The organism is Streptomyces sp. NPDC059002 (assembly GCF_042740435.1).
Classification (GTDB): Bacteria; Actinomycetota; Actinomycetes; order Streptomycetales; family Streptomycetaceae; genus Streptomyces.
In genome coordinates this window covers 83,512-105,750 of sequence record NZ_JBHYJI010000031.1, presented here as the reverse complement: position 1 = coordinate 105,750, position 22,239 = coordinate 83,512, and the positions used below count along the sequence as shown (strand labels likewise).

The window sequence follows — 22,239 nt, the reverse complement described above, 5'->3', positions numbered from 1 at the left end:
ATCGCGATCGATTGCAGGTAAGCCTTACCTTACCCGACGTGATCGAGGTTTCAACTGCGGTGCTGTCCGCCTATGGTGCCTCTCGTGCCTCTCGTACCTTTCGGGACGGGGGAGCAGTGGTGAGGCGGCCCTGAGGAGGACCGAGTGGAGCAGGCCAGGGCGCGCGAGACGGACGTTCGCGCCGGGGTGCCCCGTGTCCGGGTGCCGGAACAGGCGGCAGGGACGCGCGGGGCGCACGCGGCCCACGGTGGGGCCAGGGGCGAGCACACCCACGGCGAACCGGCCCCGGTGCGCGCGGCCGTCCGGCGCACCTCCGTGCGCGGGCAGGTCCTCGATGCCCTCCGTGCCGCCCTCGTGGGCGGCGAACTCACCCCCGGCGAGGTCTACTCGGCCCCGGTGCTCGGCGAGCGCTTCGGCGTCTCCGCGACCCCGGTCCGCGAGGCCATGCAGCAGCTCGCCGTCGAGGGCGCCGTGGAGGTCGTGCCCAACCGGGGCTTCCGGGTCACCGAACGCAGCGCGCGCGAACTCGCGGAACTCGCCGAGGTGCGGGCGCTGATCGAGGTGCCGGTGATGCTGAGCCTGGCCCGTACGGTGCCCGCGGCGCGCTGGGCCGAGCTGCGGCCGCTCGCGGAGGCGAGTGCGGCGGCCGCGGCGTGCGGCGACCTCGCGCACTACGCCGAGGCCGACCGCGCCTTCCACGGCGCGGTGCTCACCCTCTCCGGCAACCGGCAGCTCGTCCAGGTCGCCGACGATCTCCACCGCCGCTCGCAGTGGCCCCTCGTGAGCGGCCCCGTATCGGGCCGCAGGGCCGACCTGGTCGCGGACGCGGCGGAGCACATGGCCCTGCTCGACGCGCTCGCCGCCCAGGATCTCGGCGTGGTCTCCTCGCTGGTCAGGGAGCACTTCGCGGGGGCGTCGGGCTGAGTGGTCCCGCTCGTCCCGACGGGGCGGGCGTACGGCGTGGGTACCGCGACGCAGAGTAGTCACGTGGTCGACTTCGGTGACGTTCAGTGACCCGCCGAATGGTTCGCGCGGGCACAGCGGACGATCGGAAGGGACCTCCCATGTTCAGAACGGTGTTCATCGGTGGCGCAACGGCGGCTCTCGTCGCCGCCTTCACCCCGGCGGCGGGGACCGCACCCGCCGAGGCGGCCCTCGCGCCGCCCGGCCAGGTCACCATCGACCTCGTCTCGGTCAACGGCTCGGGCTGCAGGCCCGGCAGCGCGAGCGTGGCCGTCTCCCCGGACAACACGGCCTTCACCGTCACGTACAGCGAGTACCTCGCCCAGGTCGGCAAGGGCGCCAAGCCGACGGACTTCCGCAAGAACTGCCAGCTCGGCCTGAACGTGCACGCCCCGCAGGGCTTCACCTACGCCGTCGCCAAGGCCGACTACCGCGGCTTCGCCAGCCTGCAGAAGGGCGCGAGCGCCGAGCAGCAGGCCAGCTACTACTTCCAGGGCATGACCCGCACGTCGTACCGCACGCACCGCTTCCACGGCCCGCTCCAGGACAACTGGCAGGTCTCGGACACCACCCCGATCCAGGCGCTGGTGCACGCGCCCTGCGGCGAGCAGCGGAACTTCAACGTCAACACCGAACTGCTCGCGCACGGCGGCCGTTCCGACACGGACAACACCACCAGCTTCATCGCGATGGACTCCACGGACGGCAGCTTCACCACCAAGTACCACTTCTCCTGGAAGAAGTGCCCGGCGCGCCGCTGACGCCCGCGGTGTCCGCCCGCCCCGGCTACAGCGCCGGGGCGGGCGGCGTCAGATGCTGGGCCAGCCAGGCGGGGACTCCGCCCAGGAGGCGGAAGAGGCGGGTGGCCTCGGCGCGCAGACGGGTGGCCTCCGGTTCCGGCTCGGCGTCGGCGAGCGCAGCGAGCGCGGGGGCGGTGCCGACCAGGTAGCCGAGTTCCTCGCGGATGCGCAGGGACTCCGTGAAGCCGTGCCGCGCCTCCGCCAACTCGCCGTCGCGCAGGGCGAGTCCGGCCAGGTGGCGCCAGGTGAAGGAGAGCAGCAGGGGGTCGGAGTGCGCGGTGGCGCCCGCGTGGGCACGGCGGTACGCGGCCTTCGCGGCCTGCGGGGAGTCCGCGATGTGCTCCGCGATCAGCCCGCGCCGGAAGTCGAGCAGTGGCCGCCCGGGGGCGTTCGGGGCGAGCAGCGCGGCCGCCCTGCCGAGCGCCGTACGGGCCTCGTCGGCGCGGTCCCGTACGTTCAAGACCGTTGAGGCGTACGCCAGTTGGCCTCGCTCGCAGGCCGCGGCGCCCCGGTCGTCGTCGTCCTCGGCGAGCGCCTCCGCGGTCCGCAGGCCGTCCTCGGCCTCGCCCCAGCCGTCGCCGGTGAACAGGCAGCGCTCGACGAGGAGCGCCGTCCGCTGGAGCGCCGGCGCGACCCCCGCCCGCGTGGCGAGCAGCGCCGCAGCGTCGGTCCAGCAGCCGCGTGAGCGCAGCCGCCATACCGCGGTCTGGAGTGGATCGTCCCCTGCAGTCGTTCCGGTACCAGACATGGCGGTATGCGCCACGTTGCCCTCCCCGAGCACGCCATTGAGCTGTTGAGTCGTGGGCGAATCTCAGCATGGATCGCGGGGCCCGGCCAAGAGGCTGGGTGAAAGAATTCACAAAGGGCGGGCAAGGAACGGGGTTTGGGAGCCGATCATGAAGGCCAAGGGCGGCACCCCGTGTGCGGGCCCGCCCCGGCCTCCGTACCGCGCAAACGCCGCGCGACCTGCCCGGCTCGCGCGCGGCCCGGTCAACTCATGCGCAGCGCGAGGAAGAAGTCCAGCTTGTCCTCGAGCCGCGAGAGGTCACGGCTCGTCAACTGCTCGATACGGCCCACCCGGTAGCGCAGCGTGTTGACGTGCAGGTGCAGCCGGGCCGCGCAGCGCGTCCAGGAGCCGTCGCAGTCCAGGAACGCCTCCAGTGTGGGGATCAGCTCCGCGCGGTGGCGCTGGTCGTACTCCCGCAGCGGGTCCAGGAGCCGCGCCGTGAACGCCCTGCGGACGTCGTCCGGCACGAAGGGCAGCAGCAGGACGTGCGAGGCCAGCTCCTGGTGGCCCGCGGCGCAGACCCGGCCAGGACGCGCCGCGGCGACCCTGCGGGCGTGCCGTGCCTCCTCCAGGGCGCCGCGCAGGCCCTCCGCCGAGTGCACGGACGCGCTGACGCCGAGCGTGAGGCGGCCGTCGTCGGCGAGGCCCGCCGACAGCGGGTCGCGGACCGACTCCAGGAGGGAGTCCGCGAGCAGGCCCGTCTCCGGGCCGTCGTGCTCGGTGGTGACCGCGGGCAGCGGCACCAGCGCGATGGCCTCATCGCCCGTGTGGGCGACGGCGATCCGGTCGGACGGCTCGGGCCCCGATGACAGCGGGTCGACGAGGATCTCCTCCAGGAGGGACTGGGCGACCGGACCGCCCTCGATCTCCCCGCCCTCCCACTCCACGCGGGCCACCACGACCTGCCAGTGCGGGGCCGCGCCGAGCCCCGGAAGGAGCACGGGGGCCGCGACGCGCAGGCGCGCGGCGATCTCGGCGGGTGCCGCGCCCGTCTGGACCAGTTCGAGGACCTCCTGGGCGAGGCGGCGGCGCACCGTGCGGGCCGCGTCGCGGCGGTCCCGCTCGACCGCGATCAGCTGGGTCACGCCCTGCAGCAGGTCGAGCCGCTCCTCGGGCCAGTCGCCCGCGTCGGCCTCCACCGCGAGGACCCAGTCGGAAAGGACCGTCTCGCGCACGTCCCGGGAGGCGCCGGCCACGCCCCGGCTGCTGGTCCGGATGGGGAACAGCGAGTACGTCGACCCGCCCGACCCGTCACCCGGCCGCCGCCCCTCACCGAGGCGCTGCGCGCCGCCCTCCTCGATGGTCACCCGGTGCGGCCCGCGCCGCCCGGTCCGCGTGGCGGCCAGGTGCTCTCCGGCGAGGCGCGCGCAGAGCGGTCCGGGCAGGGCGGTGCCCGCCGCGCCGGACCCCGCGATCACGCGGCCCGCGGGCGAGAGCACCCAGGCGCGCAGGTCCAGGTCGGTGCCGAGCAGGTCGAGGACGACATCGGGGCCGCCGCCCGCCGGGCCCGAGGTCATCAGGCGGCGGTGCCGGTCGACCACCGCCGCCAGGTCACCGGCGCGCTCGCCGGAGACCTGGCGTACGACGTGCTCGGTGATCGTCGCGAAGGCCACGGATTCGTTGACCGCGAAGAGCGGCAGGCGGTGCCGGGCGCAGGCCTCGACGATGTCGTCGGGGATGTCGCCGAGTTCGGCCTCCCCGGCGGCCAGGGCCGCGACTCCGGCGCTCGCGAGGATCCGTACGAAGGGTTCGGTGTCCGCGGCGTCGCGGCGCCAGGCGAGGCCGGTGAGGACCAGCTCGCCGCCCGCCAGATAGCGGCTGGGGTCCCGCAGGTCCGTGGTCATCACACCGCGCACGGTGCGGTCCAGTTCGTCCTCGCCGCCGAGCAGCCGCAGGCCCAGCGCGTCGGTGTCAAGGAGTGCGCGCAGCCGCATGGTGTCGTCGCCGCCGATCTGTCTCGAATGGTGTGTACAAACATGTGCGCTCTGTAGCGCAGGGGCTCTGTGTCGCCGAGCGTCTCCGGTTTCCAGGGGGAATCCGCGAGGTTACTGAGGCCCGCTCTTCATACGAATCTACAAGACGCGCGCCTTGGCCAGCCAACTCCTTCATGGTTTCGGTGACTGACCCCATCGGACGACCGGGCGGTGTACTTGCCCCACTCCGCGTTAACAGCACATGAACGAGCAGTCGAGGGACCAACGGCCCGAGTGGCCTAAACGGAATCCCCTGATCGGGAATCTGTCCTTCGAAGCGAACGACCCTCGATACGAAGAAGAGAGCCTCATGGACTTCCTTCGCCCCGCCAGCTGGGAGGAGGCGCTCGCCGCCAAGGCCGAGCACCCCACGGCTGTGCCGATTGCGGGTGGCACCGACGTGATGGTCGAGATCAACTTCGACCACCGTCGTCCCGAGTACCTGCTTGACCTCAACCGCATCGTCGAGCTGCGCGAGTGGGAGGTGGGCGAGGAGACGGTCCGGCTGGGCGCCTCCGTCCCGTACACCCAGATCATGGAGGAGCTGCGCACGGAGCTGCCCGGCCTCGCGCTCGCCTCGCACACGGTCGCGTCCCCGCAGATCCGCAACCGCGGCGGCGTCGGCGGCAACCTCGGCACGGCGTCCCCGGCCGGTGACGCCCACCCGGCGCTGCTCGCCGCCGACTGCGAGGTCGAGGTGGAGTCGGTGCGCGGCTCGCGCCTCATCCCGATCGACGAGTTCTACACCGGCGTGAAGCGCAACGCGCTCGCCGCCGACGAGCTCATCAAGTCCGTGCACATCAAGAAGGCGGACGGACCGCAGCAGTACTCGAAGGTCGGCACCCGCAACGCGATGGTCATCGCGGTCTGCGCGTTCGGCATCGCGCTGCACCCCTCGACCCGCACCGTGCGCACCGGCATCGGCTCCGCCGCCCCGACCCCGATCCGGGCGAAGGCGGCCGAGGAGTTCCTGAACGCGGCGCTCGAAGAGGGCGGCTTCTGGGACAGCAGGAAGATCATCACCCCCTCGATCGCCAAGCAGTTCGCGGAGCTCGCCTCCGGTGCCGCCAACCCGATCGACGACGTGCGCGGCACGGCGAGCTACCGCCGCCACGCCGTCGGGATCATGGCCCGCCGCACGCTCGGCTGGACCTGGGAGTCGTACCGCGGCACGGGCCGCAGCACTGAGGGAGTCGCATAATGCGCGTGAACTTCACGGTCAACGGCCGTCAGCAGGAAGCGGACGACGTGTGGGAGGGCGAGTCCCTTCTCTACGTGCTGCGTGAGCGCATGGGCCTGCCGGGCTCCAAGAACGCCTGCGAGCAGGGCGAGTGCGGCTCCTGCACCGTCCGGCTCGACGGGGTGCCGGTGTGTTCGTGTCTGGTCGCGGCCGGGCAGGTGGAGGGCCGCGAGGTCACCACCGTCGAGGGCCTCGCCGACTACGCCAAGCACCGGGACGACGCCCACCCGGGCAGCGGCTGCGCCTCCGGCGCGTGCGGCACCTCGCTCCAGGACGCCCAGCGGTGGAGCGCCAAGGGCCAGGACTCGCAGACCGGCGAGGGCAGTGAACTGTCCCCGATCCAGCAGGCGTTCATCGACGCGGGCGCCGTCCAGTGCGGCTTCTGCACCCCCGGTCTGCTGGTCGCGGCCGACGAGATGCTGGAGCGCACCCCGCAGCCGACCGACGCCGACATCCGCGAGGCGCTCTCCGGCAACCTCTGCCGCTGCACCGGTTACGAGAAGATCCTGGATGCCGTCCGTCTCGCGGCCGCCCGCCAGGACCGTCAGGGACTCCAGGAAGGGGCGGTCTGACCATGGGATCCACCCGTACGACCGGCGCACCCAGCAAGATCACCCAGGGTTCGCAGACCAAGGGCGGCATCGGCGAGTCGACGCTGCGCCCGGACGGCACCCTGAAGGTCACCGGCGAGTTCGCGTACTCCTCGGACATGTGGCACGAGGACATGCTGTGGGGCCAGACCCTGCGGTCCACCGTCGCGCACGCCGAGATCGTGTCGATCGACACGAGCGAGGCCCTCAAAACGCCCGGCGTCTACGCCGTCATGACGTACGACGACCTGCCGGCCGAGATGAAGAACTACGGCCTGGAGATCCAGGACACCCCGGTTCTCGCGCACGGCAAGGTCCGCCACCACGGTGAGCCGGTCGCCCTGGTGGCCGCCGACCACCCGGAGACCGCGCGCCGCGCCGCCGCGAAGATCGTGATCGAGTACAAGGAACTGCCCGTCATCACGGACGAGGCATCGGCGACCGCGCCCGACGCCGTGCTCGTGCACGAGGGCCGCGACGACCACCACATCGGGCACGTCCCGCACCCGAACATCGTGCACCGCCAGCCGATCATCCGCGGCAACGCCGAAGAGGCGGCCAAGAAGGCCGACTTCATCGTCACGGGCGAGTACACCTTCGGCATGCAGGACCAGGCCTTCCTCGGCCCGGAGTCCGGCCTCGCGGTGCCCTCCGAGGACGGCGGCGTCGAGCTGTACGTCGCCACCCAGTGGCTGCACTCGGACCTCGGCCAGATCGCCCCCGTCCTCGGCCTGCCCGAGGAGAAGGTGCGCATGACGCTCTCCGGCGTCGGCGGCGCGTTCGGCGGCCGCGAGGACATCTCGATGCAGATCCACGCCTGCCTCCTCGCGCTGCGCACCGGCAAGCCGGTCAAGATCGTCTACAACCGGTTCGAGTCCTTCTTCGGCCATGTGCACCGCCACCCCGCCAAGCTCCACTACGAGCACGGCGCCACCAAGGACGGCAAGCTCACGCACATGAAGTGCCGGATCGTCCTGGACGGCGGCGCCTACGCGTCGGCATCCCCCGCGGTCGTCGGCAACGCCTCGTCCCTGTCGGCCGGTCCGTATGTGATCGACGACGTCGACATCGAGGCCATCGCCCTCTACACGAACAACCCGCCGTGCGGCGCGATGCGCGGCTTCGGCGCCGTCCAGGCCTGCTTCGCCTACGAGGCCCAGATGGACAAGCTCGCCGACAAGGTGGGCATGGACCGGGTCGAGTTCCGCAGGATCAACGCCATGGAGCAGGGCACGATCATGCCGACCGGGCAGCCGGTCGACTCGCCGGCCCCGGTCGCCGAGATCCTGCGCCGCATCAAGGCCCGCCCGCTGCCGCCCGAGCGCCAGTGGGAGTCCAGCGAGGGCGCCGACGTGCGCCAGCTGCCCGGCGGTCTGTCCAACACCACGCACGGCGAAGGCGTCGTACGCGGCGTGGGCTACGCGGTCGGCATCAAGAACGTCGGCTTCTCCGAGGGCTTCGACGACTACTCCACCGCCAAGGTGCGCATGGAGGTCATCAACGGCGAGCCGGTCGCGACCGTGCACACCGCGATGGCGGAGGTCGGCCAGGGCGGCGTCACCGTCCACGCGCAGATCGCCCGCACCGAGCTGGGCGTCACCCAGGTGACGATCCACCCGGCCGACACCCAGGTGGGCAGCGCCGGTTCGACGTCCGCGTCGCGCCAGACGTATGTCACCGGCGGCGCCGTCAAGAACTCCTGCGAGCTGGTCAGGGAGAAGGTCCTGGAGATCGGCCGCCGCAAGTTCGGCTCGTACCACCCGGCCTGGGCCACCGCCGAGCTGCTGCTCGAAGGCGGCAAGGTCGTCACCGACGGCGGCGAGATCCTCGGCGACCTGGTCGACGTCCTGGAGGGCGAGACCGTCGAGATCGAGGCCGAGTGGCGGCACCGTCCCACCGAGGCCTTCGACCTGCGCACCGGCCAGGGCGACGGCCACGTCCAGTACTCCTTCGCCGCGCACCGCGCCGTCGTCGAGGTCGACACCGAGCTCGGCCTGGTCAAGGTCATCGAGCTGGCCTGCGCGCAGGACGTCGGCAAGGCGCTCAACCCGCTCTCCGTGATCGGCCAGATCCAGGGTGGCACCACCCAGGGCCTGGGCGTCGCGGTCATGGAGGAGATCATCGTCGACCCGAAGACCGCGAAGGTCAGGAACCCCTCCTTCACGGACTATCTGATCCCCACCATCCTCGACACGCCGACCATCCCCGTCGACGTGCTCGAACTCGCCGACGAGCACGCCCCGTACGGGCTCCGTGGCATCGGCGAGGCCCCGACCCTGTCGTCCACTCCCGCCGTCCTCGCGGCGATCAGGAACGCGACGGGTCTGGAGCTCAACAAGACGCCGGTACGGCCAGAACACCTCACCGGTACGTGATCCCTCGCTGAGGGACCGGTCCTCCGCTCGGGGATCGGCACAGCTCTCCGGGCGGTGTGTGCCTCCCAGGAACGTCACACTTCCGCTGCCCACACCGCTCGGAGCTCAACTCCCCTTCTTGTCGCGGGAGATGTCGTTCGTCTCGGGCCGTCCCCCGGGTCGTGCAGCCAACGCACCATCCCAAATCCCGCAGCTCTGCGGGTGCCCCTGTGAACCTTGGGAGTAGGCACCATGACCCAGTCGTCAGTGGAGCCGAAGACCACCGCAGAGGACGCGGGCCACGGCTCGCGCGTCCCGGCCGGCAGGTCTTGGCTCGATCGGTACTTTCACATATCCCGGCGGGGATCCACGGTCGCGCGTGAGGTGCGCGGCGGTATCACCACCTTCATGGCGATGGCGTACATCGTCCTGCTCAACCCCCTGATCCTGTCCGGCAAGGACGCGGCGGGGGACACCATGGGCCAGAAGGCCCTGATCACCGCGACGGCGCTCGCCGCGGCGGTCACCACGCTCCTGATGGGCTTCGTCGGCAAGGTGCCGCTGGCCCTGGCCGCCGGGCTCTCCGTGTCCGGCGTGATCTCCTCGCAGGTCGCACCCGAGATGACCTGGCCGCAGGCCATGGGCATGTGTGTGATGTACGGCGCGGTGATCATGCTCCTGGTCGTCACCGGGCTCCGCGAGATGATCATGAACGCGATCCCGCTCGCCCTCAAGCACGGCATCACCATGGGCATCGGCCTCTTCATCGCCCTCATCGGCCTCGTCAAGGGCGGCTTCGTCCACCAGGGCAAGGCCACCGCACTCACGCTCGGCCCCGCCGGTGAACTCGCGGGCTGGCCCGTCCTGCTCTTCGCGGGCACCCTGCTCCTGATCTTCATGCTGCAGGCGCGCAACACCCCCGGCGCGATCCTGATCGGCATCGTCACCGGCACCGTCGTCGCCGTCGTGCTCAACGCGCTCGACGTCATCGACCCCGAGCAGTGGGCGAACGGCGCCCCCGAACTGCACGGCAGCGCGGTCTCCTCGCCCGACTTCTCGCTCATCGGCGACGTCGAGTTCGGCGGCTGGGGCGAGGTCGGCGCGATGACCGTCGGCATGATCGTCTTCACCCTGGTGCTCGCCGGCTTCTTCGACGCGATGGCCACCATCATCGGCGTCGGCACCGAGGCCAACCTCGCCGACGACAAGGGCCGCATGCCCGGCCTGTCCAAGGCGCTGTTCATCGACGGCGCGGGCGGTGCCATCGGCGGCGTCGCGGGCGGCTCGGGACAGACCGTCTTCGTCGAGTCCGCCACCGGCGTCGGCGAAGGCGCCCGCACGGGCCTCGCCTCGGTCGTCACCGGCCTGTTCTTCGCGGCCTGCCTCTTCTTCACGCCGCTCACCGCGATCGTGCCGCAGGAGGTCGCGTCCGCCGCGCTCGTCGTCATCGGAGCGATGATGATGATGAACGCCCGGCACGTCGACTGGGCCGACCGCGGCACCGCCATCCCGGTCTTCCTGACCGTCGTGCTCATGCCCTTCACGTACACCATCACCACCGGTGTCGCGGCGGGTGTCATCTCCTGGGTCGCCATCAAGATCGCGCAGGGCAAGGCGCGCGAGATCGGCGCCTTCATGTGGGGCCTGACGGTGATCTTCATCGTCTACTTCGCCCTCAACCCCATCGAAGGATGGCTGGGCGTCCACTGAGGCGCTGAGCCCTCCACACCCGCAGAGCCTTGAGGAGGCCGACATGCTGGACATCGCCGACGAGTTGAACCGGTGGGTCGAGCAGGGACGTGACTTCGCCGTCGCCACCGTGGTGGCGGTCGGCGGGAGCGCGCCCCGGCAGCCGGGAGCCGCGCTCGCCGTCGACAGCGAGGGCACGGCCATCGGCTCCGTCTCCGGCGGATGTGTGGAGGGCGCCGTCTACGAACTGTGCCGGCAGGCCCTGGAGGACGGCGGGACCGTCCTCGAACGCTTCGGCTACAGCGACGACGATGCCTTCGCCGTGGGGCTGACCTGCGGCGGAATCATCGACATCCTGGTCACCCCGGTCCGGGCGGACACCCCGTCACGGCCGGTGCTCGCCGCCGCGCTCTCCGCCGCCTCCTCGGGGGAGGCGGCGGCGGTCGCGCGCATCACGTCCGGGCCCGCGGAGCTGGTGGGCCGCGCCCTGCTCGTCCGTTCCTCGGGGGAGTACGAAGGGAGCCTCGGCGGACACCCGGAGCTGGACAGGACGGCCGCGGGGGAGGCCCGCGCCCTGCTGGACGCGGGACAGACCGGCGTCATCGAGATCGGCGAGGACGGGTCGCGCTGCGGACAGCCCCTCTCGCTGCTCGTCGAGTCGAGCGTGCCGCCGCCCCGCATGATCGTGTTCGGCGCGATCGACTTCGCGTCGGCGCTGGTGCGGATGGGCAAGTTCCTCGGCTATCACGTCACTGTCTGCGACGCCCGGCCCGTGTTCGCCACCCCGACGCGCTTCCCCGACGCCGACGAGATCGTCGTCGAGTGGCCGCACCGATATCTGGAGCGGACCGGGACCGACGGCCGCACCGTGCTGTGCGTGCTGACGCACGACGCGAAGTTCGATGTGCCGCTGCTGCAGCATGCGTTGAGGCTTCCCGTCGCCTACGTCGGGGCGATGGGATCGCGGCGTACGCACGAGGACAGGAACAAGCGGCTGCGGGAGGTCGGGGTGAGCGAACTGGAGCTGGCCCGGCTGCGGTCGCCCATCGGGCTCGACCTCGGTGCGCGGACGCCCGAGGAGACCGCCCTGTCCATCGCCTCGGAGATCGTCGCCAATCGGCGGGGTGGGAGCGGGGTTTCGCTGACCGGGGCGCACACGCCCATCCATCCGGATGGAACGCGGAGGGCTTCGGGGCGGATCGGGTCCGTGGCCTGAGGCGTCTCCTTTTTGGCTGCGGGTGCGCTGTGGCTGGGCGCGCCGTTCCTCGCGCCCCTTGCGGGGCGGATCGGGTTCGTGGTCTAAGGGGTGTTTCTCTTTGGCTGCGGATGCGCTGTGGCTGGGCGCGCAGTTCCCCGCGCCCCTTTGCGGAGTTCCCCGCGCTCCTTTGCGCGGTTCCTCGCGCCCCTTGCGGAGTTCCCCGCGCCCCTTACGGGGCGGTCAGGCGGGTTACCGCTCGGGTGAACATCCGTACCGACACCCTCGCCAGCAGGCCGTCGCACAGGGCGGGCAGGTGCCGGACCCGTAGGTCCTCGCGCCAGATGACCCGGCTGTGCGGGGTGTGCGGGTACACCTCGATCTCTGCCCAGCCCGTCACGAAGGTGCCCCGTTTCTCCAGGCGGCACCGTCCGGGTGCGGGGTCCCGCGGCGGCTGCCACTCGACGACCTCCATCACGTCGTCGAAGCCGATCGGGCCGAGCGCGCTGCGGGCCACGAAGACCGTGCCGACCCGGGTGGGCGGGGGCGTGCGGACCCGGACGCGGGTCAGCGGGACGGCGTCGGCGTGCCGCTCCCACGCGGTCAGCCGGGACCACGTCTCGGCGGCGGGCAGGGGTACGTCCTTGGTGAACTGGAAGAGAGCCACGCCCCCGAGCCTGCCAGGCGGAGGGCCGCATGCGCCCTTCCGCCCCGCCGCGCGCTGCGCCACGATGGGCGGACACCGCATCCAGGCCGGCGCCCGGAGGCCCCCGTGGATCCTCAACAGCACGACAGGATCGACGCGTTGACGCGCGATCCCTATCCGCTCTACGACCGGGCCCGCGCGGCGGAAGGGCTCATCTTCGTGCCCGAGTTCGACGCCTGGCTGGTGGCCCGTGACGCCGATGTGCGCGAGGTGCTGCGTCGCCCCGACGACTTCTCGTCGGCCAACGTACTGCGCGGCGACGTCATGCCCTCACCCGCGGCGTTCGCCGTGCTGGGCGGGGGATTCGGCGGCCGTCAGGTCGTGGTGAGCGCGGACGGCGCCGAGCACCAGCTGCTGCGCGCGCCGCTGGTCCGCGGTCTCTCCGCGGCGCGGGTCGCGCACGTGCTGCCGTATGCGAGGGAACGGGCCGAGGCCCTCGTCGACGGCTTCATCGCCGACGGGCACGTCGAGTTGATGGCGGCGTACGCGCGGCGGCTGCCCGGTGACGTGATCGGCAGGCTCGTCGGGCTCGACGCGGCGGACGTGCCCACGGCCGTGCACGGCGGGCACCGCACCGAGGAGCTGCTCTTCCGGCCGATGGACGAGGCGGGGCAGGTGGCCGCGGCCGAGGACGTCGTGGCGGGGCAGCACGTCCTCGACGCGTTGCTGCGTGCGCGCAGGGCGGCGCCGCGCGACGACCTGGCCACCGAGCTGGTCGCCTCGCTCGCGCCGGGCCCCGCCGACCAGCCGCTCACCCTGGAGGAGCGGCACCAACTCGGCGCGCAGCTGGCCAATTTCCTGCTCGCGGGGCATCTCACCACCACGGCCCTGATCGGCACGACGTTCCTGCATCTGCTGCGCAGGTCGAACCAGTGGAAGCTGCTGTGCGAGGAGCCCGAGCGGATCCCCGCGGCGATCGAGGAGGCCGCACGGTACGACTCCGCGCTGCAGGCGTTCCGCCGCGTGGCCACGCGGGACGTGACCCTCGCGGGCACCGAACTGCCCGCGGGATCCGTGCTGTTGGTGGCCTTCGGGGCGGCGGGCCGCGACGGTGCGCGGCACGCGTGGCCCGACGTCTTCGACATCACGCGCCGCCAGGAGGCCCGCCATCTGGCGTTCGGCCTCGGGCGGCACGGCTGCCCCGGTGCGCAGCTCGCCCGTGAGCAGCTCCGGCTCACCCTCGAACTGTTCACCCGGCGGCTGCCCGGCCTTCGGATCGCCGAGGACGGGCCGCCGGTCACGATGCGGCCCACCCTGATCCACCGCTCGCCCGAGGCGCTGCACCTGGCGTGGTGACCTGCGGCTGCTAGCGGTAGATCTTGCCCGGCTCCGCCTTGCCCGGGGCGAGCAGCTGGGGCACGGTCACGAAGACGTAGCCGCGCTCCTTCAGCTTGTCGATGACGCCGGGCACGGCGGGGACGGTGCCCTTGTAGATGTCGTGCAGCAGGATGATGCCGTCGCGCTTGGTCTGGTCGATGACCCGCTTCTCGATCAGCTTGGAGTCATTGGTCGTGTAGTCCTTGGCGGTGACGGTCCACAGGATCTCCGCGAGCCCCAGCTCCTTGGTGAGCTTGTTGACGTCGTCGTTGGTGCGGCCCTGCGGCGGGCGCATCAGCGTCGGCTTCTTGCCGATGAGCTTCTCGATCGCCTCGTTGGGGCGCTCCAGCTCCTCGCGCGCCTCCTTGGCGGAGATCTTCGTGAGGATCTTGTGCGACCAGGTGTGGCTGGCGACCTCGTGCCCCTCGGCGTCCATCTGCTTCACGAGCTCGGGGTACTTCTCTATGTGGTTCTTGCCGAGCGTGAAGAAGGTGGCGGGGACCTTCTTCTCCTTGAGGATCTTGAGCAGCTTCGGCGTGTTCTCGCTCGGGCCCGCGTCGAAGGTGAGGGCCACGCACTTGGCCTTGCGGCAGTCGACGGTGCCGAACTTGCCCTGGTCCGCGGCCTTCGCGTCCGCCGCGTCCTTGCGGACGGTGCTGGGCGAGGTGGTCTCGAGCTGGGTGCACCCGGTCAGCGCGAGCGCGAGGGCCGCCCCCGCCGCGAGGGCGGAGGCGGTGCGGCGCAACCTCTTGGGGGAGGGCGTCGTCTTGATGGCGGAAGGCATGTTCACGGCAGGCATGCGAGCACTATACACGTGGCGTATACATGTCGTTCATAGCGGCATCGGGGGCGCCCCGCGGACGCCTCCCGAGCCTCTTCCCGCCGCGTTCCCCGAGGTCAGGCCGCGTCCGCGACCCAGCTGCCGTGCAGCCCCATCGGCACCCGCCCCGGCAGATGGATCCGGGCCAGCGGCTCCCCGGTGAAGTCCTGCGCGGAGAGGATGACCAGGTCGGTCGCGCCGCGCTCCGGATCGGCGACGTAGGCCAGCGCGTACCCGTCGTCCTCCGCCGCCGAGCCCGCCGCGGGGACGTACACGGCCTCGCCCGCGGTGGCGTGCTTCGGGAGCCGGTGCACCTGGGACGTGCCGCGCTCCAGGTCGTGCTTGATGAGCGCGTTGTCGTACTCCCGGCTGCCCGGCCTGCCGTCGACCGAGTCGTACCCCTCGTACAGCGGGGCCGTGGAGGCGAGATAGCCGAACCGGTGCCTGCGCGAGACCAGCGACTCGTCGATCCGCGGGAACTCCTGCGGCCGGTCGTCGATGCGGCGGGTGTGCACGCGGCCCGCCCTGAGGTCGACCGTCCAGCGGTCGAGCGAGGGGGTGCCGCTGGCCGCGGGCCCGCCCGAGCCGCGCCCGCCGACGAGGAAGGGGGCGGGGAACGTGGTGAGGTCGATGACGACGCTGTCCCCGTCGTCGTAGGCGTTCAGGGTGTGCGAGTAGTACACGTGCTCCGTCTCGAACCAGCGCACCGGACCGCCGTCGCGCGACATCACGCCGATCCGCGCCGGGTGGTCGTCGTTCCAGCTGTACGGCACCGGTTCGCCGGCCTCGGCGGCCCGCCGGTCGAAGGTGACGGGGATGTCGAAGACGACCACGTACCGCTCGGTGAGCGCGAAGTCGTGCAGCATCGGGCTGTCGGACACCGGGATCCTGGTCGTCCGGGTGACCGTGCCGGACGCGTCGAGCACGAGGTGGCGGACGTGGTCCCACGTCGGGTGGTAGGTGACCGCGTGCAGCTCGTCGGCTGCCGCGTCGAACTTGGTGTGCGACATGAACGACCCGTCCAGGGTGCCCTCGAAGTCGCAGGGGCCGATGGTGGAGAGGTCGCCGTCGAGCTCGTAGGGCTGCGGGCCCGCCTCCTGCAGCGTGAGGATGCGGCCCTTGTAGCCGATCACATGCGTGTTGGGCGCGAAGTCGTTCTCGGGCACGGCCCAGGGGTAGGGCTCGCCCAGCTTCCGTGCCACGGAGGCCGAACGGACCCAGCGGTTGCGGTACCACTCGGCCTTGCCGTCGCGCAGCCGCACGCCGTGCACCATGCCCTCGCCGAGCATCCAGTGGTGGGCCTTGGGGTCCTCGACGCCGAGCGCGTTCGGACCGACGCGCAGATAGCGGCCGTTCAGCTCCTGGGGAATGCGGCCCGTGACCGGGAGATCGAACTCGGTCACCTCTTCCCTGACGGGCGCGTAGGCGCCCTCGAGGAAGGGGTGACCGGTCTGCTCGTGCTGCTGGCTGCTGTGCGTCGTCTGTTCCGTCATGACCTCAACTCTGGTCCGGCGGAACGATCATGTCGCTGGGCCTGAGGACCCTCTTGGGGTGGTGCTAGGTACCCCATCGGATCCGCGGGCCCGCGACGACGTGCGGCGTCAGACCGGGAGGATCCTGATCGACGGGTGGATCGCCGTGTTCAGGTACAGCCGCTCCTTCTTGTGCTCCTGCTCGAGCTCCAGGACGAGGCGGTACCGGTACAGGCCGGGCTTCGCGGTGGGACTGACCGCACCCGCCCAGTAGTAGTAGACGGACGTGTACTTGTCGCGGGTGCGGTCGGGGCCGCCGTAGATCTTCAGCTCGTTGAAGATCCTGCGCTCCGACACGTCCTCCTCGTCGCCCACTTCGGTGTCGAGGAACACGATGTTGTTGATCTTCGGCATGGGGGGCCAGGTGCCGTCCAGGCGCTTCTCCATGTCGATGGGCCGCACGATCCAGTTGATGACCTGCCCTTGCTTGCAGACCGTCTCCAGCGAGGACGTGCCCTGCCCCTTGCCGCCGATGCTGTTGTCCATCATGTACATCGAGTCGCTCAGCGAGCCCGTCTCCGTCGCCCGCTCCATGTTGATGAGCGTCACGATGTTGAGCTGGACCGAGTTCAGCTGACCGGGATTCTGCTTCTCAGGCGCGCTGCTGCGCGTGCTGGTCGTCATCGTTCCTCCTGTGCGTACGCCGTCATGACTGCCCGGTCCCTAGCCGACGATGGTCGGCGACAGGGTGGTGGTGATCGGTGCGTCCCTGGTGCCCACCTTGAACTTGATCTGGTACGGGATCGGTCCCGTGGCGGCCTTCTTCACCGTCCCGGTCCAGTACGCGACGTCGGTGCCGGGGTACACCTTCCGCTCCGGCTCGCAGAACTCGCTGTCGATGACGATCCCGTCGATGGCGACGAACGCCTCGCACTCCAGCGCCAGACAGTTCCACATGAGCTGATCGCCGCGCTGGGCCTTGGTCTGCAGCTCCTCGCTGCCGAACCCGGTGGAGCCCCCCGCCTTGTTCGTGTCGTACAAGTACAGGTGGCCCCGCAGGTTGCCCGCCGCAAGGGCACCCACGGCGTCCACGACCGCGGTGATGGAGATCGGCCGCTTCGCGGCGACTTCCCGCCTCGGCTTGGTGGTCATCTGTTCCTCCTCGTCCGGGTGGGGGTGCTCAGGCGCCGCGCGTGGACGGCGGGGTCAGGGGGATGGGCAGCGGGCCGACGCCCGCCTTGGTGAAGGCGTTGCGCCGCGGCTCCGACTCGATCCTGATGGCCGAGGAGCAGGTCAGGTTGACCGGGTCCCAACGGAGTTCGCCGTTCGTCTGCGCCAGCTTGTGCAGCTGGATGCGCATGGTGTACGTGTACGTCCCCGGGCGGGACGTGTCGACCGAGGCCGCCCAGTACCAGCCGTCGGTCACCATGTCCGGCGATCCGTACTCCGCCGGATAGATGACCTTGGCGTCGACCGCCTCGCCGTAGATGTCGGTGATCACCGGAGCCGGGTAGCTGGCCGCCGCCGTGGCGTCCTCGGTGACGACCTGGCCCGTGACGTCCACGATCTTCTGGCCGGACATGCGGCCGCTGGTGCGCCGGGTGGTCTTGATCCGGCTGCCCACGTTCCTGCGGATGCGGTTCAGCTCCGCCGTCGCGTCGGCACTGGGCACCGTGGACTTGGCCGCGAGCTCCTGCAGTTCGGCCAGGGCCTGCTCGTCGCTCTGCCGGGCCCGCTCGACCTCGTAGCCGCGGGGCACGGTCGGCGGAATGGAACCCAGGCTGTACGGCAGCCAGTTGAGCACCTGTTCACTGGCCTGCGAACCGTCCCGCCAGTACGAGCCGTGGATCGCGGTCACCAGCTCGCCGGTGCCCTGGTTCGTGGAGCCGTGCAGCTTCATGTTGTCGAACAGATAGGTGTTGCCGTCGAGCGAGTTGGACTCCAGCGCATTGCCGACGTCCACGAGCACGATGATCGCCAACTGTTGGGGCATGATTCCGCCTTTGTCGTCGTTCCCGTCTTTGCCGTCGTAGCCGTCGTGGCGGCGGCCGCTACTGGCACACCAGCGCGGGGGAGTCGATGTGCATGATGCTGTCCGGGCCGTCGTACATCTGGACCTCGAGCCGGTAGTGGTACGGCACGCCCCGCGCCATCCAGTTCGGCACGATGCCGGTCCAGACGTCGAGGTCGAGCTTGGCGCTCGCCGGGTCGCCCGCCGTCTGGCCCTGCGCGCCGTGGCCCTGTGCGCCCTGGCCGTACGCGCCTTGGCCGTACGCGCCCGGGGTCTGTGTGCCGGGTGTGCCCTGCGCACCCTGGCCGTACGCGCCCGCGACCTGTGTGCCGGGTGCGCCCTGCGCGCCCTGCCCGTACGCACCCGCTTGGGGCTGCCCCGCGACCGGCGATCCCGTCAGCCCGTTCCCCGGGATGAACGAGATGTTCTTGATCTCCACCGGCGTCTGCAGGTCCACGGCGAGCGCGGTCCACGACACGGTCTGGCCGGGCTTGACGACGGTCACGAGGTTCGCCGTCCCCTGGTGGGAGCTGTTGAACGAACCGTCGTCCACCATGCAGAGATTGCCGTCCTGCAGGGACTTGATCGACAGCGCCCCGATGACGTCCACGACGGCGATGATGTTCACTTGCGAATTGGTTCCGCTCACGGTGATTCCACTCCTGTCCTCGCACCTGGTGGTTGCGCGCGGTGCCCCGCGCCTAGCCGCGGTCCCGCACGAGCGGGACCTTCCCGACAGCCGTCCGCTCGATCTCCGCGGAGAGCCTGGGCACGAACTTGAGCTGGAAGGTGTAGCCGGTCCGCTCGATCGACGCGGCGTTCGCCTCGCCGTGGTTGAACAGCGAGAGGGCGCGCGGCAGGGCGTTCACGAACACCTGCTGCGCCCCGTACGGGCCGAGCACGGTGTCCGCCCGGTAGGACATCCCGAGCACGTCGTCGACCGCGGCGAACAGCGTGATCGTCTTGCCCTCGCGGTGGTTGACGAACTGGACGTCGTGCGCGACCGCGTCGAGGTCCACGACCTCGCACGCCTTCAGCTCGTCGCACAGCGCGGCGTAGGCGCGCGCCGCCGAGTACTGGCTGTCGTTGATGTGCAGTACGTCGCCGGTGCGGCCGGCGAACTCGAACTGCTCGGTCTTCGGGCCCGGACCCTCGGTGCGCGGCCTGCGGATCATCCGGTCGCCCAGCTTGAGGCGGAGCAGCGGGGCCTCGTGGGCGTGCAGCCGGGTGACGACGAGTTCGCCCTCCTCGCCCTCGGGGACCGGGCGGCCGTCCTCGTCGACGATCTCGATGTAGTGCAGTCCGGGGACCGCCGACAGATACGGGGACGCGGCGTCGAGCTGCAGGCCGATGGTCTCCGCCTGGGTGGCGGCGAAGTAGCTGAGGATCGCCAGGTTCGGGTAGAGCGCCTGGAGTTCGACCCGCTTGCGGTGGGGCAGTACGCCGCTGCCGTACAGGGCGACGCGGAAGCTCTCCCTGGACTCCTGGCGCATGCCCGCGCCGAGTTCGGCGAGGATCGCGATGCCCGCGGAGATGCCCATCAGCGCCTTGGGGCCCCGGTAGGAGAACATGTGCTCGAGGACGGGGGCGGTGACGGGCCCCGCGCCGACGTAGTTGACGCCCGGCACATGCTGAAGCACGCCGCCGACCATCGTGCCGCTGCTCCACATCTGGTAGTCGGCCAGCGTGGTGAACAGCCACTTCGGGTCGGTGCCCGCGAGGTGCTGCGCGAGCTGGTAGGCGCCCATGAAGCGGCCCGCGATCTCGTAGGTGTCGCGCAACTCCCGCAGGGCGTAGACGACTTCGAGGGGGCGGCCGCCGCTGGTGCCGCCGCTGGCCACGATCTCGAACTCGCCGCGGTTGAGGGGGACGACCAGGCCGGGCCGCGCGTCCATGAAGAAGTCGCGCTGCACGTCCTTGTCCGAGAGCGGGATCTGCTGCCACTCCTCGAACGTCGTGGGGGCGCTGGTGACGCCCGCGCCGCGCAGCCGCTCGCGCCACAGCGGGTTGAGCATCACGGTGTTCACCATCTGCTGGAGACGGCGCTGGACGAGGGCGTCCTGTATCTCGTGCGAAACCTCGCTGTAGAGGGTCTGGCAGACCCGCTCGCATTCGCGCATCTTGCTCGCGAACGAGGGAAGCACCGTTACGGCTTCAACCGATTCCGGGTGTAACTCCCAGTCAGGTATGAGCCAATTCGCCAGTTCCTGTGCGCCGCCGGGAGCCGGTGCGGCCGGTGGCACACGTGTTGCCTGTGGAGCGTGAGATGTACTCAACATCCGTCCCCTCTAAGCTTTTGCTTTTCCCTCATCGCCGTTGAGCAGGTCCTGCCCTGTCCTCCGGATTTCGGTGAGCAGCATCCGGAAGTGTTCGCCGGTGATCTGATGGTTCATCATGACCACGCGCAGTGCGGCCACTCCGTCGACATCGACCTTCGAGATGAAGAAATTCCCCTCGAGCTTGATGCGATTCCTGATGGCCACCTGGAGATGGTGAACGTCTTTCTTCCTGAGCCCGGCCGGATGGTAGCGGAAGCACAAGATGTTGGCTTCAGGACGGTGCAGGGTCTCGAAGTCGGGATCGGCCCGCACGACGTCGTGTGCCTCTTCCGTCAACCGGCAGAGATACTCGATCTTCTCCGCGAAGAGCGCCTTTCCGTAGAGCGCCCACAGCGCCCAGAGCGTCATGATCATCGGACGCTTCGTGCACTCGAAGTTCTTCCCACCGCTGTCGAACGCGGTGTAGATGTCCTGCTCCTCCTCGAAGACGTAGCTCGCCTTCTGCCGGAATGCCGCGACGCTCGATTCCTTGTTGCGGTAGAAGAGCATCGTGCAGGGCGCGGGGACGAACATCATCTTGTGCGCGTCCCAGGTCAGGGAATCCGCCTTCTCGATGCCCCGCAGCCTGTCGCGGAGCGCGTCGGAGACCAGCAGGCTCGCGCCGTGCGCCCCGTCGACGTGCAGCCACAGACCCATCTCCCGGGCGATGTCGGCGAGTTCGTCGATCGGGTCGAACGCGCCGACCGGCGTGCTGCCCGCCGAGACGACGAGACAGAACACCTTGAGGTTCTGCCGCTCGGCCGCGGCCAGGGTGGCGCGCACCTCGCTCACGTCGATCTGCTGGCGCCGGTTGAGCGGAAGGCGGACGAGCTGCGCGTCGCCGATGCCCATCACGCCGGCCGCCCGGGCGATGCTGTAGTGCACGTCGGCGCCGACCGCGATGGCGGGCCGCGGCTGGCCGCGCAGCGCCGAACCCCCCTCTGACCAGTAGCCCGGCAGTTTTTCGTTGCGTGCGGCGAGGAGCGCGGTGAGGTTGGCGAGCGAGCCGCCCGACGTGGTCACCATGGTGAAGCGCTCGGGGTCCCAGCCGATGAACCGGTTCAGCTCCTCGCCCATGATGCGCTCGACCGCGTTGGGCAGCTGGCCCGCCTCGTAGAACGACGCGGGCTGGCTGACCATGGAGCTCACGAAGTCCATGACACCGGCGACCGGCACGGGGGCGGAGAACTGCCGCCCCATGTAGCCGGGCGAGTTCACCTGGATCCCCGTTCTGACGTACAGGTCGATGATCCCCGCCAGCCTCTCCTCGTCGAAGGCGGCGACGCTCTCGTGCTCCGTCGTCATGAGGGCCCTTGCGGCCTGCGACAACTTCGCGGGATCGATCAGCTCAAGGCCCCTGATGGAGATGTCCGACAGGTGCTTCTCAAGCTTTGAGAGAGCGGTTTCTGAGTTCTCCCGGAACAGCTGCGGATCGAACGCTTCGAGCAGTAGACCGCTCTGTTCCGACCCGGGATCGCTCGACCGAGAATCCGTCACTAGGGTTCCCCCCTTGGAATCCTGGAAATCCCCCGTGTAGCCCGACATGGATGTGTTCTCGATGGACTTGTCCACTCGCTGAAGTCTTCTCCTTGCGGATGGACTTCCTTGTGTGTGAACGCTGCAGGAAGGCGTGCCGCGCCGACGATCGTCGCATCGGTCGTCAGCGCAGCGGTGACCGTCGGAACGGCGATCACCGATCAAAGGTTCACGGCCCGGCTGGTCGAACCGGACCGCAATGCCCTTTCCGGCGGCCCGCGTTCAGCGAAGGCCGCACGGCATTCCCCCTCGAAGAGCTTGCGCAGCGTATCTCCCCCGGCACCGTCCGTGCCCCCACAGCAACCACCGTAGGCGCTCACGATTCAACGAGAAATCGAAACTCCGAGGTCTGTCCGAAAAAGGGCGCGGACCATCTGATGGTTCGTCAATCAACCGGTGTCACATGCGTAACCGCAGATATGTGAGGTTCCAGATCCCTTCCATCGTTTTCAGTCATCGTGCCTCCGG

Annotated in this window: 19 protein-coding genes; 8 read left to right on the top strand and 11 right to left on the bottom strand. The window is 70.2% G+C overall.

Features of this window, described 5'->3' with window-relative positions; translation table 11 throughout:
• The first annotated feature begins 144 nt into the window (after positions 1 to 144).
• Together ACFWZ2_RS26035 and ACFWZ2_RS26030 are read left to right on the top strand one after the other, a co-directional pair.
• The gene (locus tag ACFWZ2_RS26035) at positions 145 to 924 is read left to right on the top strand and encodes a GntR family transcriptional regulator (protein ID WP_384549564.1); all 780 of its coding nucleotides are present in this window, start codon (positions 145 to 147) and stop codon (positions 922 to 924) included.
• Between the two features lie 140 nt (positions 925 to 1,064).
• The gene (locus ACFWZ2_RS26030) at positions 1,065 to 1,724 is read left to right on the top strand and encodes a DUF4360 domain-containing protein (protein WP_384549562.1); all 660 of its coding nucleotides are present in this window, start codon (positions 1,065 to 1,067) and stop codon (positions 1,722 to 1,724) included.
• A 25-nt stretch (positions 1,725 to 1,749) separates the two neighbouring features.
• On the opposite strand, the gene ACFWZ2_RS26025 is transcribed toward ACFWZ2_RS26030, so the two are convergent.
• Together ACFWZ2_RS26025 and ACFWZ2_RS26020 are read right to left on the bottom strand one after the other, a co-directional pair.
• Entirely contained in the window at positions 1,750 to 2,511 is a 762-nt protein-coding gene (locus ACFWZ2_RS26025; RefSeq protein ID WP_384549560.1) for a hypothetical protein, read from the bottom strand.
• A gap of 242 nt (positions 2,512 to 2,753) precedes the next feature.
• Positions 2,754 to 4,484, bottom strand: coding sequence for a PucR family transcriptional regulator (locus ACFWZ2_RS26020; RefSeq protein WP_384549558.1), 1,731 nt, complete (start codon positions 4,482 to 4,484; stop codon positions 2,754 to 2,756).
• A 349-nt stretch (positions 4,485 to 4,833) separates the two neighbouring features.
• Between ACFWZ2_RS26020 and ACFWZ2_RS26015 the strand changes: the two genes are divergently transcribed.
• From ACFWZ2_RS26015 to ACFWZ2_RS25995, 5 genes are all read left to right on the top strand, one after another.
• Positions 4,834 to 5,724, top strand: a complete 891-nt coding sequence (locus ACFWZ2_RS26015; protein ID WP_384549556.1) for an FAD binding domain-containing protein — start codon at positions 4,834 to 4,836, stop codon at positions 5,722 to 5,724.
• Positions 5,724 to 6,335, top strand: coding sequence for a (2Fe-2S)-binding protein (locus ACFWZ2_RS26010; protein WP_384549554.1), 612 nt, complete (start codon positions 5,724 to 5,726; stop codon positions 6,333 to 6,335). The genes ACFWZ2_RS26015 and ACFWZ2_RS26010 overlap by 1 nt, the downstream gene beginning before the upstream one ends.
• Positions 6,336 to 6,337: 2 nt before the next feature.
• Positions 6,338 to 8,728 (top strand): xanthine dehydrogenase family protein molybdopterin-binding subunit, encoded by a 2,391-nt coding sequence (locus ACFWZ2_RS26005; RefSeq protein ID WP_384549553.1) that lies wholly within the window; start codon positions 6,338 to 6,340, stop codon positions 8,726 to 8,728.
• 231 nt (positions 8,729 to 8,959) lie between these two features.
• Positions 8,960 to 10,417 (top strand): NCS2 family permease, encoded by a 1,458-nt coding sequence (locus tag ACFWZ2_RS26000; RefSeq protein WP_384549552.1) that lies wholly within the window; start codon positions 8,960 to 8,962, stop codon positions 10,415 to 10,417.
• Between the two features lie 43 nt (positions 10,418 to 10,460).
• Positions 10,461 to 11,612, top strand: a complete 1,152-nt coding sequence (locus ACFWZ2_RS25995; protein ID WP_384549550.1) for an XdhC family protein — start codon at positions 10,461 to 10,463, stop codon at positions 11,610 to 11,612.
• Positions 11,613 to 11,823: 211 nt separating this feature from the next.
• Here ACFWZ2_RS25995 and ACFWZ2_RS25990 read toward each other — a convergent pair whose 3' ends face one another.
• A complete protein-coding gene (locus tag ACFWZ2_RS25990) occupies positions 11,824 to 12,258 on the bottom strand; it encodes an SRPBCC family protein (protein ID WP_384549548.1) in 435 nt (144 codons plus the stop codon).
• A gap of 105 nt (positions 12,259 to 12,363) precedes the next feature.
• On the opposite strand from ACFWZ2_RS25990, the gene ACFWZ2_RS25985 reads away from it, so the two are divergent.
• Complete coding sequence (locus ACFWZ2_RS25985) at positions 12,364 to 13,593, top strand: cytochrome P450 (RefSeq protein WP_384549545.1); 1,230 nt, start codon at positions 12,364 to 12,366, stop codon at positions 13,591 to 13,593.
• Between the two features lie 10 nt (positions 13,594 to 13,603).
• On the opposite strand, the gene ACFWZ2_RS25980 is transcribed toward ACFWZ2_RS25985, so the two are convergent.
• The 8 genes from ACFWZ2_RS25980 to ACFWZ2_RS25945 all read right to left on the bottom strand — a co-directional run bounded on the left by ACFWZ2_RS25980 (position 13,604) and on the right by ACFWZ2_RS25945 (position 21,807).
• Positions 13,604 to 14,413: a polysaccharide deacetylase family protein gene (locus tag ACFWZ2_RS25980; RefSeq protein WP_384549544.1), complete on the bottom strand. Its 810-nt coding sequence runs from the start codon at positions 14,411 to 14,413 to the stop codon at positions 13,604 to 13,606.
• 98 nt (positions 14,414 to 14,511) lie between these two features.
• Positions 14,512 to 15,927, bottom strand: coding sequence for a carotenoid oxygenase family protein (locus ACFWZ2_RS25975; RefSeq protein ID WP_384549542.1), 1,416 nt, complete (start codon positions 15,925 to 15,927; stop codon positions 14,512 to 14,514).
• Between the two features lie 108 nt (positions 15,928 to 16,035).
• Complete coding sequence (locus tag ACFWZ2_RS25970; protein ID WP_384549540.1) at positions 16,036 to 16,590, bottom strand: hypothetical protein; 555 nt, start codon at positions 16,588 to 16,590, stop codon at positions 16,036 to 16,038.
• A 39-nt stretch (positions 16,591 to 16,629) separates the two neighbouring features.
• Positions 16,630 to 17,058 carry a hypothetical protein gene (locus tag ACFWZ2_RS25965; RefSeq protein ID WP_384549538.1) on the bottom strand — a complete coding sequence of 143 codons (429 nt, stop codon included), beginning with the start codon at positions 17,056 to 17,058 and terminating at the stop codon, positions 16,630 to 16,632.
• Between the two features lie 28 nt (positions 17,059 to 17,086).
• Complete coding sequence (locus ACFWZ2_RS25960) at positions 17,087 to 17,899, bottom strand: hypothetical protein (protein WP_384549536.1); 813 nt, start codon at positions 17,897 to 17,899, stop codon at positions 17,087 to 17,089.
• 58 nt (positions 17,900 to 17,957) lie between these two features.
• Positions 17,958 to 18,566, bottom strand: coding sequence for a hypothetical protein (locus tag ACFWZ2_RS25955; protein ID WP_384549534.1), 609 nt, complete (start codon positions 18,564 to 18,566; stop codon positions 17,958 to 17,960).
• Positions 18,567 to 18,618: 52 nt separating this feature from the next.
• Positions 18,619 to 20,061: a hypothetical protein gene (locus tag ACFWZ2_RS25950; protein WP_384549532.1), complete on the bottom strand. Its 1,443-nt coding sequence runs from the start codon at positions 20,059 to 20,061 to the stop codon at positions 18,619 to 18,621.
• A gap of 144 nt (positions 20,062 to 20,205) precedes the next feature.
• The gene (locus ACFWZ2_RS25945) at positions 20,206 to 21,807 is read right to left on the bottom strand and encodes a pyridoxal phosphate-dependent decarboxylase family protein (RefSeq protein WP_384549530.1); all 1,602 of its coding nucleotides are present in this window, start codon (positions 21,805 to 21,807) and stop codon (positions 20,206 to 20,208) included.
• Positions 21,808 to 22,239: the final 432 nt, after the last annotated feature.